The 16,625-nt window shown below is 44.3% G+C and carries 15 protein-coding genes; 2 read left to right on the top strand and 13 right to left on the bottom strand.

Annotation, left to right across the window (positions count from 1 at the left end; genetic code table 11):
• Positions 1 to 20: 20 nt before the first annotated feature.
• The 13 genes from AC5O63_RS11215 to AC5O63_RS11155 all read right to left on the bottom strand — a co-directional run bounded on the left by AC5O63_RS11215 (position 21) and on the right by AC5O63_RS11155 (position 14,722).
• Positions 21 to 950, bottom strand: a complete 930-nt coding sequence (locus AC5O63_RS11215) for a type VI secretion system baseplate subunit TssG (protein ID WP_494505035.1) — start codon at positions 948 to 950, stop codon at positions 21 to 23.
• A gap of 15 nt (positions 951 to 965) precedes the next feature.
• The gene (gene tssF / locus AC5O63_RS11210) at positions 966 to 2,717 is read right to left on the bottom strand and encodes a type VI secretion system baseplate subunit TssF (RefSeq protein ID WP_494505034.1); all 1,752 of its coding nucleotides are present in this window, start codon (positions 2,715 to 2,717) and stop codon (positions 966 to 968) included.
• On the bottom strand, positions 2,710 to 3,135 hold the full coding sequence (tssE, locus tag AC5O63_RS11205) for a type VI secretion system baseplate subunit TssE (RefSeq protein ID WP_494505033.1): 426 nt from the start codon (positions 3,133 to 3,135) through the stop codon (positions 2,710 to 2,712). The genes tssF and tssE overlap by 8 nt, the downstream gene beginning before the upstream one ends.
• Entirely contained in the window at positions 3,135 to 4,532 is a 1,398-nt protein-coding gene (locus AC5O63_RS11200) for a type VI secretion system contractile sheath domain-containing protein (protein WP_494505032.1), read from the bottom strand. The genes tssE and AC5O63_RS11200 overlap by 1 nt, the downstream gene beginning before the upstream one ends.
• A 55-nt stretch (positions 4,533 to 4,587) precedes the next feature.
• A complete protein-coding gene (tssC, locus tag AC5O63_RS11195) occupies positions 4,588 to 6,066 on the bottom strand; it encodes a type VI secretion system contractile sheath large subunit (RefSeq protein WP_494505031.1) in 1,479 nt (492 codons plus the stop codon).
• Positions 6,066 to 6,569, bottom strand: coding sequence for a type VI secretion system contractile sheath small subunit (gene tssB / locus AC5O63_RS11190; RefSeq protein ID WP_004748702.1), 504 nt, complete (start codon positions 6,567 to 6,569; stop codon positions 6,066 to 6,068). The genes tssC and tssB overlap by 1 nt, the downstream gene beginning before the upstream one ends.
• Positions 6,570 to 6,588: 19 nt before the next feature.
• On the bottom strand, positions 6,589 to 7,110 hold the full coding sequence (locus tag AC5O63_RS11185) for an Hcp family type VI secretion system effector (protein ID WP_004749480.1): 522 nt from the start codon (positions 7,108 to 7,110) through the stop codon (positions 6,589 to 6,591).
• Positions 7,111 to 7,139: 29 nt separating this feature from the next.
• Positions 7,140 to 8,546, bottom strand: coding sequence for a type VI secretion system protein TssA (locus AC5O63_RS11180; RefSeq protein WP_494505030.1), 1,407 nt, complete (start codon positions 8,544 to 8,546; stop codon positions 7,140 to 7,142).
• 212 nt (positions 8,547 to 8,758) lie between these two features.
• Positions 8,759 to 9,058: a PAAR domain-containing protein gene (locus AC5O63_RS11175; protein WP_494505029.1), complete on the bottom strand. Its 300-nt coding sequence runs from the start codon at positions 9,056 to 9,058 to the stop codon at positions 8,759 to 8,761.
• On the bottom strand, positions 9,055 to 9,627 hold the full coding sequence (locus AC5O63_RS11170; protein WP_494505028.1) for a DUF6931 family protein: 573 nt from the start codon (positions 9,625 to 9,627) through the stop codon (positions 9,055 to 9,057). The genes AC5O63_RS11175 and AC5O63_RS11170 overlap by 4 nt, the downstream gene beginning before the upstream one ends.
• On the bottom strand, positions 9,627 to 11,609 hold the full coding sequence (locus AC5O63_RS11165; protein ID WP_494505027.1) for a type VI secretion system Vgr family protein: 1,983 nt from the start codon (positions 11,607 to 11,609) through the stop codon (positions 9,627 to 9,629). The genes AC5O63_RS11170 and AC5O63_RS11165 overlap by 1 nt, the downstream gene beginning before the upstream one ends.
• A 262-nt stretch (positions 11,610 to 11,871) precedes the next feature.
• Entirely contained in the window at positions 11,872 to 13,659 is a 1,788-nt protein-coding gene (locus AC5O63_RS11160) for a M28 family metallopeptidase (RefSeq protein ID WP_494505026.1), read from the bottom strand.
• 265 nt (positions 13,660 to 13,924) lie between these two features.
• On the bottom strand, positions 13,925 to 14,722 hold the full coding sequence (locus AC5O63_RS11155; RefSeq protein WP_494505025.1) for a hypothetical protein: 798 nt from the start codon (positions 14,720 to 14,722) through the stop codon (positions 13,925 to 13,927).
• Positions 14,723 to 14,991: 269 nt separating this feature from the next.
• Between AC5O63_RS11155 and AC5O63_RS11150 the strand changes: the two genes are divergently transcribed.
• Both AC5O63_RS11150 and prpB read left to right on the top strand, forming a co-directional pair.
• On the top strand, positions 14,992 to 15,687 hold the full coding sequence (locus AC5O63_RS11150; RefSeq protein WP_494505024.1) for a GntR family transcriptional regulator: 696 nt from the start codon (positions 14,992 to 14,994) through the stop codon (positions 15,685 to 15,687).
• Between the two features lie 29 nt (positions 15,688 to 15,716).
• Positions 15,717 to 16,613, top strand: a complete 897-nt coding sequence (prpB, locus tag AC5O63_RS11145; protein WP_004742860.1) for a methylisocitrate lyase — start codon at positions 15,717 to 15,719, stop codon at positions 16,611 to 16,613.
• Positions 16,614 to 16,625: the final 12 nt, after the last annotated feature.

Below are 16,625 nucleotides of genomic sequence, written 5' to 3'. Positions count from 1 at the left end.
AGCTACGGAGTGTTTTTCCATTATTTGAGCAAGATACTTATCATTTTGTGCGGCTTTCTTTCTGGAGCGAGGCAATCAACCTCTCCCAGTTTTGCTGCACGGTTGATGTTGCTGGAAAGTGTAGGTCGCGAAAGGTATTCGCGTTTAACCTTAAGATAAATCGAAACTGGAGTATTATCGCGAAGGTAATGCTGAATGAGTTCACGCATACTACTTGCAAGCATTCGATCATTTTGAATATCTAAAAGGTCTTGTTCATTGGCTGGTTTTATCGATACAACCAAATGATTAAAATGAGTCAAACAGGTTTTTCCGATTAGAAACCCTTGTCCAACACGGCTGTTGTAATTGCGATTAACGCCGAGTTTGGTGAGTGAGTCTAATGGAAGTTGACGGCGCTCTTGGTGCTTCGCTGAGACTTCAACCTCATACGGGAAATAATCATTCAGCATTTGTTCCAAGCTGCTTAAGTTACGGCTATTTTGTCCCAGTAAGAATGAGTATTGGAAAAAGTTACCGTGCTCGTCGTTAAGTGCAGCTATGTGGTTAAGTAGACGCGACTTTTCAGGATGCAGCTCATTTTGAACCACTAACCAAGGAGAGGTCTCCAGCTGAGCGACAAGTTCAAAATACCTCTGATTGAATACATCGAGAAAGTCTTTTAAAGCATGGTCGTCGTCATGCAGAGCTGCCAAAAGTTCTTCATAAATGTAGTAAGGGATTACACCTTTAACGCCCGATAACGCTTGCTTAGCAAGTCTCAGCTTAGCGTTATTGTTCTTTAAAGAAAAATACTGGATTTCACTTGCATCACCGGTTGGCATTGCTTCGGCTTTTAGTACCAAGCGAATCCGCTGATCTGATTCAGAGATAAAGTGCGACAGTAAACGCATCGCTTGAGCGAAATCGTATTTTTCAGTGTTATTGGTTAGGTCATTGACTACTTTCATGATTTCCACCCAACTCTATAAAGCGCTCTGGCTACCGTGAATCTTTGGGTAGCGTTTAACGTAACCATCGCGGCCATAAACCTTTATCGACAGTTGGATGTAACGATCAAAACTACAAAACTGCTGGAAAAAGCGATTTAGAACGTCGCTGAAAACTAGAAAACCACTGGTAGTATCCAATGTAATCTCTATTTCTGTTCCTGGTGAGAAAACGTTTTTGCCAAGAATTCTTAGTGCAGACACTTGTGAACGGATATTGACGTTACGAATCGTCTGGATTTCGTCTGCAGAAATTTGACTGCGACTACATAAACGCAGCATTCTCTTTAACGCTTCTTCAGGATGTTCTGCATGAAGCAGGGAGACAAAGTTAGCATTCAGCAGGGCGATAAACTGCCAGTGCAAATGTGGGTCTTGCTCTCGTGAAATAGGCGCTGAGGGTGGATAAATAGGGCTAAACTCACCCGGCAAATCGATGCTCTCTAGACACTCGAAATCCCCTTGAACAGCACAAGCTCGTTTCCCGTTAGTACAAAGAAGCCGAGTACCGTACAGTTTATTGAACTCCAGGTCTTGTTGATTATTTAGGCTGATTGCGAGTCTGAATTCATTGTCGCTACCGCGAGTGCATTGCCAATGATCAGCTTTTGGATCCGAGCGATAGCTGTCTTTAAACAGAGGTGTGAGCGTTTTCTCTCCCATCGAGGTGATTTCATACACCTCGGTGACTTCAACGATCTCAATATCACCATCGCTGTGTGCGTCAGCATTGACTGGAATACTTAAACTACGCTGATCATAGGTTGTAGGCTCACCGGTTTGTTCGAACAAGTTAATCGCAGGTACAATATTTAGCTTAAATACTTGGTTATCGAATAAGCGCATAAACTCAGTCGGTAAGCTATGCATAAACAGGTTCAGAACAATATCTGATGTATCAAATTGCTTGATTGCTTGACCGAACTCTTTAAGACGGAAGAACTGACGTTTCTCTTTAAAGAAAAAGAACTCACTGATCAGTTGATAACCTGCAAACTGATTGCCTTTTTGGGGCAAAAACTGGAAGTTCGTGTCGCTGATTCTACTTTTTAAACGCTCGGGTTCTAGTACCGCATGTTTTTCGCAGTCTGCATCAGAGATAGAGATAGCTTGGGTCTCAGCAAGCAACAGCTCGACCAGTGAATCCGCATTGTTTTCAAAGCCTTGAACAAAAATGTCTAGGTCTTCACAATCCAATGACGAGAAAAATACATCTGGATCACCCGTCGAAAAGCTGAGCTGTATTACTGCCGTTGTTTGCTCTGTACCAACTGGACGATTGAACTTGAAAGGGGCACTAGAGGCAGTGGTATCCATCAACTTAAATGAGGTGGTTTTTAGTTCATCGATAGTAGTAAAGGTGCAGCTTTGACCTTGCGCTACGGCTGAGAACTGAGAACCTTTAGGCAGTATTACTGACTCGGCCAGATCTGCCTCTTCATCGAGTTGGAGATAAGCAATGCTCGGAACGGTTTGTATGTAGCTTGGGTACAAAACACCAAGCAAACCTTCAACCACTTCTGGCAATTGGTCTGATAGTTTTTTTTCGACTGTGGCATTGAGTAAAGCCACGCCATCAAGCAGCCGAGCAAGGCTTGGATCCTCGATTTGGCCTTGATGTATGTTTAAACGTTCAGCATGACTAGGATGCTGGTGTCCAAATTGTCCTAAAGCGCGTCGAACAAGAGTCAGCTCCTGTTCGAAATATCTTAATAACGGATCACTCATAACTGTCCTCCGTCATTAATGTTCTTAAATCATTCAGCGAAATTTTTGAGTCAAATACCAACTCGGTTTCTCCTTGAGTGGTTTTGGCCTTTGCAACGATGTTAAACGCGATGGCGTTTTCATTTTCTTTGCGTTCACCAAGTTCAACCATGACGTTGGTTAATCTTGGCTCGAAGTGTTTGATGTAGCTTTCTAAACGAAGCGCGAGTTGAGCTTGGTCTAGACTAGCGCTAAGTAACTGCACGTCCTCAATACCAAAACGAAAATTAGAACGCTGCAGTTCAACAAAGCGATCATCTATCTCGAGTAGAGATGCTTCCGATTCAAGAAGTTTCGTTAGGTTATACTTGATGTCCTCAATGTCGTCATTCGGACCAGAGTTTTCGTGTGGCTGAACAAAGGTTTTCCAGAAACTCATTACGCCACCTCATCCAGTTCAGTTGTCAGGACGACTTCGCCAGTGAAATGATCATACTGGTATTGGGGAACAATACGTAAAGTACAAGAAAAGCTTCCTTTGTGGTGCGGAGATTCTGTAACGCTTATCTTGGCGAAGCTTAGCGGGTATTTGGACAATGTTTCTTCGTTGGCAAATGAGACGTTGCTTGAGAATTTTTCAATCCAATGCGTTAAGAAAAGCTCACACTCTGATGCGGTATTGAAGCTACCTATCATTTCTCTCACTTGTACTTTTAAGTAATGAGCGATACGACAAGACATCAGGCTGGTTTGAATTTGTGTGAGCACTTTTTCGTTATCGGTTTGAGAGCTACTTTGCCAAATCGAATTGTTGCCATTGAAGTAAAACTTTTCGCTCAAGGCACTCTTCGTCAACGGAATAAATCCATTTTGCGCATAGAAGGTCGAAATTTGACCAAACAAAACGACATCCGTTTCAGGACGAGATAAAAACTGGCAGTCGTGATGCTCTAAGTTAACCAGTGCACCCTGAGCTTTATCGTTCCAGCGAGATTTCAAAAAACCAAACCAATTTACTCGATGATGTTCTCTCATGATGGTTGCAGCGAAAGCGAATGCAGCATTACCCCACAGACCTTGGCCTGCCTCGTTGTAGATAAATCCAACTTTGGCATTCTTATAACTGTTACGCATACGTATGGATGGCATGACCAGTCCAACAAACTTTGATGAAGCTTTTTGTCGTAGTTCTTGCCAAGGTTTGTAGTCGCTACCTGCAAGGATTTTTTCAATCCGGTTAGTATCGGATAACCAGTCTGCAGTTGGCTGTACAAAGAATTGTTCATCGGGAGAAAACAGCATAGGGCATAAGGTAACTTCACCTAGTTTACCTAATAGCTCCAAGGTGAATAAGTCGTCATAGTCCGCATCAAAATCCATATCAAGTGAGATTTTGTGAGTAAAAACAATGCTACCAAATGGGTGACCACCTAGAGTGTTGAGTTCTTTGTTGCCAATTTTGTTGTAAAGTTCAGACCCTTTGATGGTATAGGCTTGGTTGACGTCGTTTGAAATCTCGGACCAATCCATATCAAGCAGTTTGAGTTTTGTACGTTGCTTGTTGACGGGCAGCTTGGCTAAGCCTCCCAGTCCGAGCCAACTGCCGTGAAGGGTCTCAAAGTCTTTGTGGTGCAGTATCTCATCAAGCTGTTTTGAAATACCGTTGTCTAGCTCGGTGATCAACTGAGCGAGATACACAGTTAAACGACCTTTACTGGTGAGTGCTTCCGGAGCAATCTCAGACAGCAGAGATAGCGACTCTTTCAAAAAGTCGTTGTCTGTGGTGTCTAATCCGGCAAAATTCCGTTGCCATTCTGAATCGATGTTCAAATTCATCATGTCCTGAGAATAGAGAAAGAATAGGCCGGACAAGTCCGGCCTGATTTCTGGTTTAGCCTGGAATCTTAGCTACCATTCGAACCGAGGTTGTCAGTTCTTCAAGTTGTAGCCATGGGCGTAGATGCGCTACCGCAGAGTAAGAACCTGGGCGGCCTGGTTGTTCTACAACCTCAATACGTGATTCAGCTAGTGGTGTTTTCGCACGTTGCTCATTGCCAATTGCACCAGCGTTGGTGTATTGGTCGATCCAAAGTTGAAGTTCACGTTGGATGTCTGGAGCCTCTAGGTTTGAGCCTAGTTTGTCACGGCCCATTACCTTCAAGTAGTGAGCGATACGGCCACTTGCCATGATGTAAGGCAGACGAGCAGAGATTGCAGCGTTTGCTGTTGCATCTGGATCAGTGAAAGTTTTTGGTTTTTGAGTCGTTTGACCACCAATAAACACACCGTAATTTGAGTTCTTGTAATGAACCAGTGGTAAGAAGCCTAGATCGCTAAGCTCTTTTTCACGTTCATCGGTCAAGTTAACCTCAGTAGGGCACTGTTGTACTAAATCACCAGCTTCCGTTTTGTAGGTCAGGTTAGGTAGGTTTTCTACTTTACCACCATTATCTAGACCACGAATCGCAGTACACCAGCCTGACGCGGTGTAAGCTTGAGTCATCTTGAGGCCTAGATCGTAAGCAGCGTTTGACCAAACTAGCTCATCGTTGCTTGCTGGATTTGGATTGCCGTCCATATCCGTACCTAACTCTTCGTATTCGAATAAGTTAGTGCTTAGACCTTTAGCACCGTATGGCAAGCGAGCCATAGTGCGAGGAAGCGTTAGTGTTACGTAGCGAGCATCATCGCTTTCACGGAACGAATTCCAAGCCGCATAAGCTGGAGAGTCGAAACCTGCCGCTACAGGCTTACCTTCGTCAAATGTTGTGAAGTCATTGAATTCAAACATTTGTGCATTTGCAGCCGCGACAAATGGTGCGTGACATGCAGCTGCAACTTCACCCATATAGCGAAGTAAGGCAACATCTTCGTCTTTAGCGCTGAACTCATAGTCGCCGATAAAGGTGCCGTATGGTTCACCACCAGCCGTACCAAATTCACCTTGATAAACGGCGTTAAACAGTGGGCTACGATCAATCGCAGGAGCATCTTCGAATTGCTCTAGTAGCTCTTCTTGACTGAAGTCGACCATCTTGATCTTAAGATCACGGCCAAGCTCACTCTCTTTGACAAGCTTTTGCAGACCACGCCAAGAGCCCTCAAGCTTTTGGAAATCATTCTGCTGCATGACCTGAGATAGCTGCTGTGAAAGCTTCTTGTCGATCTCAGAAATTGCGTTTTCAATGGTCTTAGTCAGGTTCTTGTCCCAAGTAACCGTACCAGATAGCGCTTGCTCAGCAAGAACAGAGAAAAGTTCTTTTGTAGTATCAGCCGGAGTCTGAGTCGTCGCTTCAATCGCTCTGTCTAGAAAACTAAGAGCACCTTCTGCAGCTTCCGGTTGGGCTTGATTTTCAGCTTCTGTGCTCATTATTCAGCTCCTTCTTTATTGATACCTAATTCTTCAGAAAGTGCGTTGATTGTGTCAGCGCTTTGAAGAACTTCTTTAAGTAGCTTTTCTAGGTCACGAGAGCGATCAGCTTTTGAAAGCAGAACCTTAAGCTGGTTACGTGTCTCTACTAGTTTTTTCAGTGGTTCTACTTGCTCAACAATCGCTTCCGGTTCGAAGTCTTTCATTGAGTTAAACTGTAGGTTGGCTTCAAACTGGCTATCATCGTCAGCCAGTACGTTGTCAACTTTTAGGCTCAATTCTGGGCCGACGCGCTTCATGACATTATCGAAGTTGTCTTTGTCGACGTTGTAAAACGTGCGCTCTTCAACATCTTCTTTATCTTGCTTATGACCCGAGTAGTCACCAATTACTCCAACAACAAATGGGAGTTCTTTGGTTTCTACAGCGCCATTAGTTTCCACATCGTAAGTAATACTTACGCGGTTCTTACTTACGCGTTTGTGTTGGGAATTAAGTGCCACAATGGATCTCCTTATTCAATTACGCTGCAGTCGAAGTCACTTTAGCTGCAGTTGCATCGAAGCCAACTTCAGGGCCTTTCTCGATCTTACCGCCTTCGCCTTCGATGTAGTACGCTTTAGAAATTTCAGTGTACGTCAGGCTGAATGATTCGTTTGGTAGTGTGCCGTCTGATGCAGCCATGTTGTAGCTAGACATACGAGCAGCTTTAAGTGTTAGGATTAGGTATGGATCAGCACCAGAACCTTCACGGTTAGGCTTAGTCATTACGATCTCAACAGTTTTACCTTCACCACCTGGTGCGTATAGGAATGTTGTTAGGTGAGGAGTTGCACCGTCACATCCACGTGTCACGTTTACTTCACCTAGCGCAACCATACCTTGGTCTGCGTTGTTAGCGTTACCGACATCAATGCCAACACCGCGTACAGCATTCCAAGTGATAGTGTCGATAGCGAAGAAGCCATCTTTACCACCAATCTTTTCTACTGTTGCAGCGCCTTTAGGTTTTGTACCGTCGATTCTCATGAAAATAGAAGCCATTTTATTCTCCTTTGCTGATCAGCATTTGGTTACCACTCGAAGTCATTCAGATTACCTGATGATTCGGTGGAGCTTGCTTCAGTTTGTGATGATTGATTAGTATCGGTCTTTTCCTGAGTTGGTATTTCTACAGGAGAAGTCTGATTAGTAGGTGCAGCTGCCCCATTTGAAGCAGCTGCGGTTGGAATAACGTTAGAAGAGGTTGATAACGTTTTATCACTCAGATCAAGCTGATTTAAGTTATCCATCCCCGTTAATTGATTAATTTGTTGCATTACGCCGCTATTGCCGCCTGTCATCTCTTGCATGAGTTCAGGCAGGCTCATGTAACCCCAGCGTATTGCTCTTTCTAGCAAGAACGAAATTGGGCTATGTGGCTCAGTTTGTTTGAAAAACTCAGAGATCTTTCTCAGCTCTTGAAAAGCTTGATCTCGGCTAGCGATCTGGTCCGCACTCACTTGAATCTGATTAACCGTTGCGACAGTTTGCACTGTGGCAACAGCCTGAATAGGACTGCTAGTCGCTTCAACTGCTGCCGGCGGTACACTGTCTGTAGAAGCAGCAGTAGTTTGAAGCGGACTTTGTTCTTGTTCTGGTTCTACGACTTGTTCTTGACGAGGTAGGTAGTCATCACCTAATGGCCAGAAAGCGAACTTGTCTTCGTTTAGAAAACGGATGGCGTTAATCGAATCGGCAATATTGGCTTTCGCAAAACGGAAGCTAATAGGGGTCACTCCAACTTGTTGGCATTCTTTGGCAATGGCGATTTCCGCTTCAGTAAAGTTCTGATAAGCCTCAGAGAGCAAAAGCACCGTCTGCTCAACGTCACTATTGTGCAGCTGTTGGGCTTTTTTCTTGAGCTCTTCAAGCTCACCAGAGCGTTCTGCTCTTAAATAATCACCAAAAGTAATGTCATCAATCAGACCGATAAGCTGTAGAGGCATGAACAGGGCTGTTGAGTCGTTGCTTTCACCCACTAGTTGTAACAATGGCTTGATACGGAAATCGGCGATCTCTCTTAGCTTACCTTGTTCATCGTCGTTCTTAATTTTGTTGTCAGGCAGAGTAGGGTGTAGATTGCTCCAAAACTTCTCGATGAACTCTTTTAGTACTTTCGTTGAATCAGCGAGGTTTTGATATGGCTGCGCAGTGAATAGTTGGCTTGAGATGTACCAACCAAGCAACTCTAAATCTTTGGTTGATTGGGTGAGTGCTTCTAATGTGCTGTTACGCAGTTGACTCCAGTTGGACTCATTGGCTTCTAACAAAGCCTCATCGCTAGAAGCATCAGGTGTTTCAATAAGCTGACGGAATGAAGATTGCGCAGCATTATAGTTATTACGTAACGCGCGATAGATCGAGCGATCAAGCTTAAGGTAGTTACCAGTCGGGGAGTCTTCTGAAATGGGTGCCAACAATTGTGCAATATCTACCATGCAAATTCCGTTACGTAATTATTGTAATTTGGTTAACGTAAGCAATTGTTAGAATAGTAATTTATTAGCTATTGCTTACAATTGATAGTCTAGGCTTATTTTTGAAAAAGGCTCGCCCAAATTTATTATTTACGTAAAAAAGTGACATACATCTAGAAAATTGGACGGAGCACGCTTATTTTTTATTAAACCCTTGTTCGCAAGGTGGTTTTTTAACCACCTATCATTACTGTGGGCATACCTAATACGATAGTGCCACCATGTGCAGTGGTATCACCCATTCGAGCGGCGGGTTTGTTCATTATTAGTACGGTTGCGCTACCTTTAATGATGGAATCGGGTGGGCCAACACAGACACACATGTCGCCGAGTGTGGCTGCTGGCATACTTCCGATGAGTACAGTGGGCACACCAGGGCCAGAAATAGGACCACCAACGTGCGGAATTGGCGGTACGGCAGGAGTTTGCATCGGACATACATGCATGTCTGTTAAGCGGGCTGCTAAGGTCATCCTTTACCTCCATTGCCGCCGTTAGCGATATCAAGCGCATAACTCACGGATTGAGTATAGTACTTTTCAGAATCTTGCCAGTTAGGCAGGGCAGCAGCATGATTAATTGAGCCTGCAACAGCCTTGGCGTAAAGAAACGGGTCTGGGAGTACTGCAGGCAGATCCGGTGCCACTATACTGCCGGAGCCATTCCAAAATATCGCTTGCGCTAACCATGAAGGCCCACAGTTTAATTCGAGTCGATTAGACAGGAGCTCTGCTTTGCGTCTGAGATCTTCCGCCGGAGCTTGCACCCATTGCTGAGCGGTTTGAATACATTGTGTTTGAGTAGAGCTCCAAACGTCATTACGTAGCTGTATACAGAGGCTTGCCCACCAAATGGCCTCGCGAACGGGCAAAGCGTGAGCGAGAAACTGCACAAGGTCATTATTGAGTTGGTTCTCTTGAAGTAACTGAATCGTTTGTTCTACGGACAACTCTTCGTCAAGTAACTCTTTCGCTTCGTCTGAAGCCGTAAATCGAGGCAGGATTTGCCCGCAAGTCTGGTAAGGGATTTTTTTATAACTCATTAGTTTACCTTAACGATAGCGCCTTTCACTTCACCCATCACACCACCATTAAATGTTGCTTTAAGTCCGGATTTAAACTCTGCACTTAATGATCCTTCTGCTGAAAGCGTTGTGTCCGCTTTTATCGCTACGCTCAAGCCTTTGATTGAATTTGAACTGGTCGCTTCTAAAGCCGTCGTTGTACCAGACACTTTGTTCGCAGAAGTTGCTTTACTGGTCACATTGGTGCCTTGTAGGTTCAAGCCGCTGCTGGCTTTTATATCAATATTGGTTGCTTCAATAGATATCGAAGAAGATGAAATCGAAATTTTGCTCGAACCCACTTTGATGTCGATGCTATCGTCAGCCTCGATAGTGATGGATTTCGCTTTTTCAGACATCGCTTTAGTGACTGTCAGGCTGTAATTATCTTCTGTAGAGATAGCCATTTGCTTGGTCACTTTTTGCGTCAATTCACCTTTAACCGTTTCCATATGGTTGTTCTCTACTTCTTGCGTGATATCCTTCGCTGCGTGTAGGTAAATCAACTCATTATCTTTTTTATCATCAAAATAGAGTTCATTGGATTGCCCGGTAAGCTTGGTCTTTATACCACTCTTAGTTGAATTAGCTTCCTTGTACGGTGGTGCATTTTTACTGTTGTAGACACTGCCAGTAATGATAGGTTGGTCAGGATCACCATCGATGAACGCCACCAGAACTTCTTGACCTACACGAGGAATGAACTGGGCACCATAGCCGCTTCCTGCCATCATTTGAGCCACGCGCACATAGCAACTGGTTTTGTCACCACTCGCCTCTGTGTCCCAGTGGAACTGGATCCTAACTCGCCCTTGGTCATCTTGATTGATTTCACCTGCCGTTGAGCCTGCCACAGTGGCACTTTGTAGTCCGTGAACTCTTTGTTTGGCGACCGGATTTGGATAGTAAGAGGTTGTTTTAGGTACTGCTTTTATTTCGGTGTCACACACCACATCTTCAGAGTAGTGCGTCTTGATCGAAATAATCGAATAATCGGATAGCTGCGACTTGTCTAGATGGCTAGAGAGGGAGAACCATGTCGCGATATCAAATAAGTCATGTTTAGCAGTTGCGACAATGGTTTGGTAATCCTGTGCTAGATGCTCAGCACGGCGCTTGGCTAGATTACTGGCCAGATCGGTTTTATCTCCCGCAACGCCCAAAGGTGGGTAGTGGACATTAGTCAGTTTGGTATTGTTTGCGATGGTGTTGCTGCTCTTTTGCGCCTTGCTCGTTACCAATTTTGTTTGGCTGTAGTCGTAAGCGGTGAGCTCTACACTTGCGCCGTGAAATGCGACGGCTGGTGACCAAGACTCTAATAAAGGTAAAGATCCTGTCGGTGTTTCCACCATATCAAATTTTGCATTGTCAGCTTTATCGAAAGGCGATTGCGCATCTTGCAGTACAAGTGTGTGCTCTTTATCAGAATGGGTGAAATAGTAATGAACCCCTTCTTCCGCAAGTAAACGTGTGACAAAGTCAAAATCGGACTCGTTGTATTGCAGACAGTACTCGCGCTTGGTCGTAGGCATTTTGGCTATTTTGTAGCAGCCCTTGAAACCCGCATTATCGAAAATATCGCTAACAATGTCCTTGGTTGATTGGTTCTGGTAAACCCGAAAAGCGTGAGTATGTTTGAGAAGCTCTAACCAAGGCTTTAAAGTAACTTGGTACAAAACGTATTGTAGGTTGCTGTCCATCCCTAAGCTTTCAATACGCGTGATAATACCATTGAAAGAACGGGTTAGAGTCGCGCTACCTGCAATGTTTGAATATCGGTTAATCGTGAGAAGTTGCCCTAATTGGCTTTGGACGTCGAAGTTACTAGAGACAAGGGTTGCGGAAACCTCGAAAGACTCAGAGAGAGTTTGAGCCACAGAAAACTGACTGACCTTGTGTTCTTGCCCTTTGTAATCCTTCGCAGAAATAGGGCTCGCCGACGCCGAATATTTTTCAGCCATAACACTTCCTTTAAAACTGACGATCATGTTTCGACTAAATCTATTCGAAACAATGGGTTGTGATGTCTGTTAATAATTCATTAAAAAGTAGCAGGTATTCATAAGTAAATAAATCAAATTAACTGAGATTTATAATCCAGATTAGAGTGGTAAGAGGTGGTTTGAGTGTTTTTTGAGCGTTTGCCGTTGAAATGGGTGAAAGTCGTATAAAAAGCCGCGCATTGTACACGCGCGGCTTTGGTTTTATGGACAATAAGAACAGCTACTCGCGGTCTTGGTCGAAGTCACCATGGAAGTGATCATGATCAGAAACACTATCAGCAGCCTTAAGCTTCTGGCCTACACGAAGCTTGCTAGTTGGAGCAGATTCGCTGCTTAAAGTGCGAAGCACTTGTTGTGCTTGCGGTTGTTGCTCTGGGAAGACAGGCTCACTGAAGGCATAGAAAGTCGTGACGTAGGCAAGTGATTGAGTGTTGACGTATAGTGCTTCTTGGCTAACGTTGTTTAGGTCATCACAGGCTTGGTGGTAGCATTTGTCATAAGCGACATCAATTTCGCCACCAAACTTTTCGACTTCCTGCGCGGACTTCACTTTCTCTGCACCAGTGAACAAGCCGCCAAAAGCGATGCCCCAATCAGCAAAACCAGCGTAATCCGAGCGTTTAGATAAAGCTTGTGGAACGGTAGACTCTGATTTTTCAGTAAAGAACTTGTTAAACACAGACTCGATATGTGATGTGCCATATGGCGGCTGGAAATCACCTGTGTAAGCGTTATCTGGGCTGTCTTTCGTATCTGATAAGTCTCCATCCATAACGCCAAAGATGTAGTTAGGTGAGCCAATCATATCGAAGTTTAGGTAGAGCTTAACCTTGTTTAACTCATAGTATCGAGCATCGACGAGATCTATCTGTTCAGGCGTCAGCTGGCTAGGGTCATCCAAGCCGAGTTCTTTTAGGATTTCCTGCTGCGCTTGATTACGCAGTGGCGCGAAGAGCTCGTTGGTGTAGTACTCAGAGCCGACTAGACCTGCTTCTTCAGCTGCCCACCAAGCAAAACGTACCTTGTTCTTAACAGGTGCTTTCAAATTCGCAAGGGTTACCGCATATTCGAGTAGACCTGCCGTACCTGAACCGTTGTCATTGATTCCAGGACCTTCTGGAACAGAGTCCAAGTGTGCGCCAAGCATGACAACCTCATTAGCATTACCGCCTTTGGTTTCAGCAATGATGTTTTGGGTGAGTACCTTTTCATCTTGGACGTTAATATTCAACGCGATAGGCACTGCAGAGGTTTGGCTCTGCTCATACCATTGCTTACCAAGAGAGTAACGAGCACCGAGAGCCGGAATAGTGGCAGTACTGTCGCTACCTAATGTACCATTTACGACCGCTGTACGGCCTTCAGCGTTACCTTGGTTGAATACAATAACACCTTTAGCTCCAGCGTTTTGAGCGTTGACGACTTTGGTATTGAAACTACATCCGCCGCGTTGGATGACAGCTACTTTGTCCGTCACATTTTTGCCAGCGAAGTCGGAAGACTCACAGCCGTCTGTACTGTCATAATCAGGCGCATCGAATCTAAAATCAGGAGTAATGAAAACGGCATCTGCGGAAAGTAAACCGTTTGAGTTACCAGAGTAGGACATGGCGGCAAAGTCCGGCTCTACGCCTTCACTGGCATTGCGCACACCGACTAGCTCGGTTCCATTTACATTTAGGGTTGTACCCGAAAGCTCTTCCCATGCACGAAAATCAAACTCTTGTATTGCCACATCGTAGTTATGGGCGCGCATGGTATCAACAATATAGTTGAGAGACTGTGCATAGCCTTCCGTACCAGCCGCTCGAGTAACGGACGCTCCATCAGTTGTTTTCGATGCCCGAGCTTCAAGCTCTTCTAAGTGTTCCACGACCTCTTCGCGATCAATTTTACTACTGACGTACTTCGCTGCCTTTTCTGGATCATCCCAGTAACACCCAGATAGTAGCGTTGAGCTAATAATGGTAGCGAGCATAGTTTTTGTTGTTGTGACGCTTACTTGCATTTGTGACTCCTTGTATTAAATAAGCGAAGCCATAGTTGCTGAAATGCAAGGTTAAAAAAATGTTAAATTCAAATGGGTTTATAAAATATGAACGTATATCAAATTAGTTTCATTTATTAAAATTGTCAGTTACATATGTAATCGATATACAATCACATATTCAACATAAACAATAACTTAGTGTTTGAGGGGCGATTTTGTACACACAGGGAACCGGCCAGAATAGTTACTAGCCGATGTTTGTCGCAAAGTGAGAGATTGGATTTTACCTGCTATCTACAACCAGTAGCTTGGCACTCCGGTAGGCGAAATCCATACTTTCGATTTCGTTAGGGCGACTGACGAGGTGATCAACAGAAGGAAGAACAACGAAGAAGATAAGCGGCTCAGGATGCATATATCTCCAAGTGTGTGCTTTGTTGTCTTTTTTATACGCTTTTAAATTAACGGTTAGCACTAAGCTTTCAGGTGGCAACTGACTGCCCTTAAAGTGACCGAGTTCATGCACTGCGCCCCATAGGGATTCTAACGGACGTTCATGGGTGCTTTTAAGAAACAGTTCGAGCTGCAACGTATCACTTTCATTTTGTTCGGTCGTACTTAGACGTTGAGCTGTACGTAAACCTTGCTCAAAAGGCAGGTAGTCTAATCCATTGTCGACAATCTGATTCGATTGTGGGCATAGTTGAACCGAGTCTTGAGGTTGCTGACTGGCGTACAGTTCGCAAGTGAACTGTTTAATAATTTGTTCTAACCCTTTATGGAATTGTGAACCCTTTAGGTCTTCCACAGAAACAGCATGGTTGTTTATCGCTTCGGCAAAAACTTTGTCGACAGATTGGTTGACACGAGTTTCATCTTCAACAAGCACAAAGTCGTTGTGTCTAACCGCTGATTTTAGAACATTATCGGTTTCAATCACCGCAAGCTCTTCATCTGAGTAAGTACTGTCTCTCAGCAACGGATAGTAAGGTTCTCGCTCATCCGCAAAGAACAGTGAGCACCCAGAAATATTGGCTGCAATCAATCCTGCCAGAATCGATTTAGTAGTTGGAGAGTGCATAAGCCTCTTAATTAACAAGATTCCTTTCTGTATCTAAGATACTAATCTCATACAGCAACTAAGTCATTGTCGAGATTGCAATAATCTTGCTCTGCATCACATAGCAACTGTGACTCAACCAATGTTACATCTTTTTTTTACTAATCTGGACTACTACCTTGGTCTAAATTGTCGACAATTTGCTTGATTGTCGACAATGTTATGGTCTATTTTAATCTTAGAAGATGAAATTGTAGACAGTTTGCTGTCAGGCAGCGAGTGTATTAAAGATGAATATTGAACTTAAAACTCGACTTAAAGAAGGCGTTTCTGAAAAAGAAAACACTAAATCAGAGAGCTTAACCGAATCATTGGTAGAGGCTATTGTTAGTGGAGAAATTGCCCCAGGCAGCAAGATATCTGAGCCAGAGTTAGCTAAGAAGTATCAGGTAAGTAGGGGGCCTCTGCGTGAAGCGATAATGCGAGTTGAAGGATTAGGCCTAATCGAGCGTATCCCTCACGTCGGTGCCAGAGTGATTACTTTCTCACCTGAAAAGCTAATAGAGCTATACGCAGTTAGAGAGGCGCTAGAAGGTATGGCTGCTCGACTTGCAGCTAGGCATATCACTGCAGAAGAGATTGTAGGATTAGAAGCTGTATTGTCGACACATTCAAATCATATTGATGAAGTCGAGGGTGCTTCGTATTTCCATCAGCACGGTGACTTCGACTTTCACTATCGCATTATTCTCGCCAGCCGCAACAGTAAGCTTATTTCATTGCTGTGTGATGAGCTTTATCACTTGTTGAGAATGTATCGATATCAATCGCCTAGAGCTCAGTCGAGACCCGTTGAAGCGCTCGATGAGCATAAATATATCTTACAAGCTATCAAGAATAGAGACGAAGAGTTAGCTGAGATGCTGATGAGACGCCATATCTCGGGTAGCCGAACATTAATCGAACAACAAATCCTTAGGGACTAAAGCCCAAAAACGGACTAGAGGAAAGAGCAATGAGTTTATCTCAAGGAGCTAAATTTAGACTTGCCGTTGAGCAAAACGATCCACTGCAAATTGTAGGGACCATTAATCCATACTGCGCCATGATGGCAAAAAATCTGGGGCACCAAGCTATTTACTTATCAGGTGGTGGTATCGCTAATGCCTCTTATGGCTTACCCGATTTGGGCATTACCACACTTAATGACGTTTTAGTCGATGTTGAGCGAATCACCAATGCGTGTGATTTACCTCTGCTAGTTGATATCGATACTGGTTTTGGTGGTGCATTTAATATCGCGCGAACCATCAAGGCAATGGAGAAAGCGGGTGCGGGCGCGGTACACATGGAAGATCAGGTAGCGCAGAAACGTTGTGGTCATCGCCCAAATAAAGCCATTGTTAGCCAACAAGAGATGGTCGATCGCGTTAAGGCCGCAGTGGATGCGCGTAACGATGACAGTTTTGTGGTGATGGCTCGTACGGATGCTCTGGCGGTTGAAGGGATCGATAGTGCTATTGAACGTGCGATTGCTTGCGTTGAAGCGGGCGCTGACATGATTTTCCCAGAAGCGATGAACAAGCTAGAGCAGTATGTTCAGTTCTCTGAAGCGCTAGAGAGTGCAACCGGGAAACATGTGCCGATACTGGCGAATATTACTGAGTTTGGTCAGACGCCGCTGTACGGCTGTGAAGAGCTTGCTAAGTCCAAAGTTGACATGGTGCTGTACCCACTCAGCGCGTTCCGTGCAATGAACAAAGCAGCAGAGATGGTCTACAAGCACCTGTTAGAAGTGGGTAACCAAGAAGCGCTGACAGAATCGATGCAAACTCGTAAAGAGCTCTATGCGCACCTCAAATATCATGATTATGAAGACAAGCTTGATCAGCTGTTTTCAGAAGGAAAATAGGATCAAACGGAA

It is taken from the genome of Vibrio sp. SCP2 (genome assembly GCF_059295395.1).
Note: the sequence above shows the minus strand (reverse complement) of the source record. Positions and strands in the feature narration are given on the sequence as shown.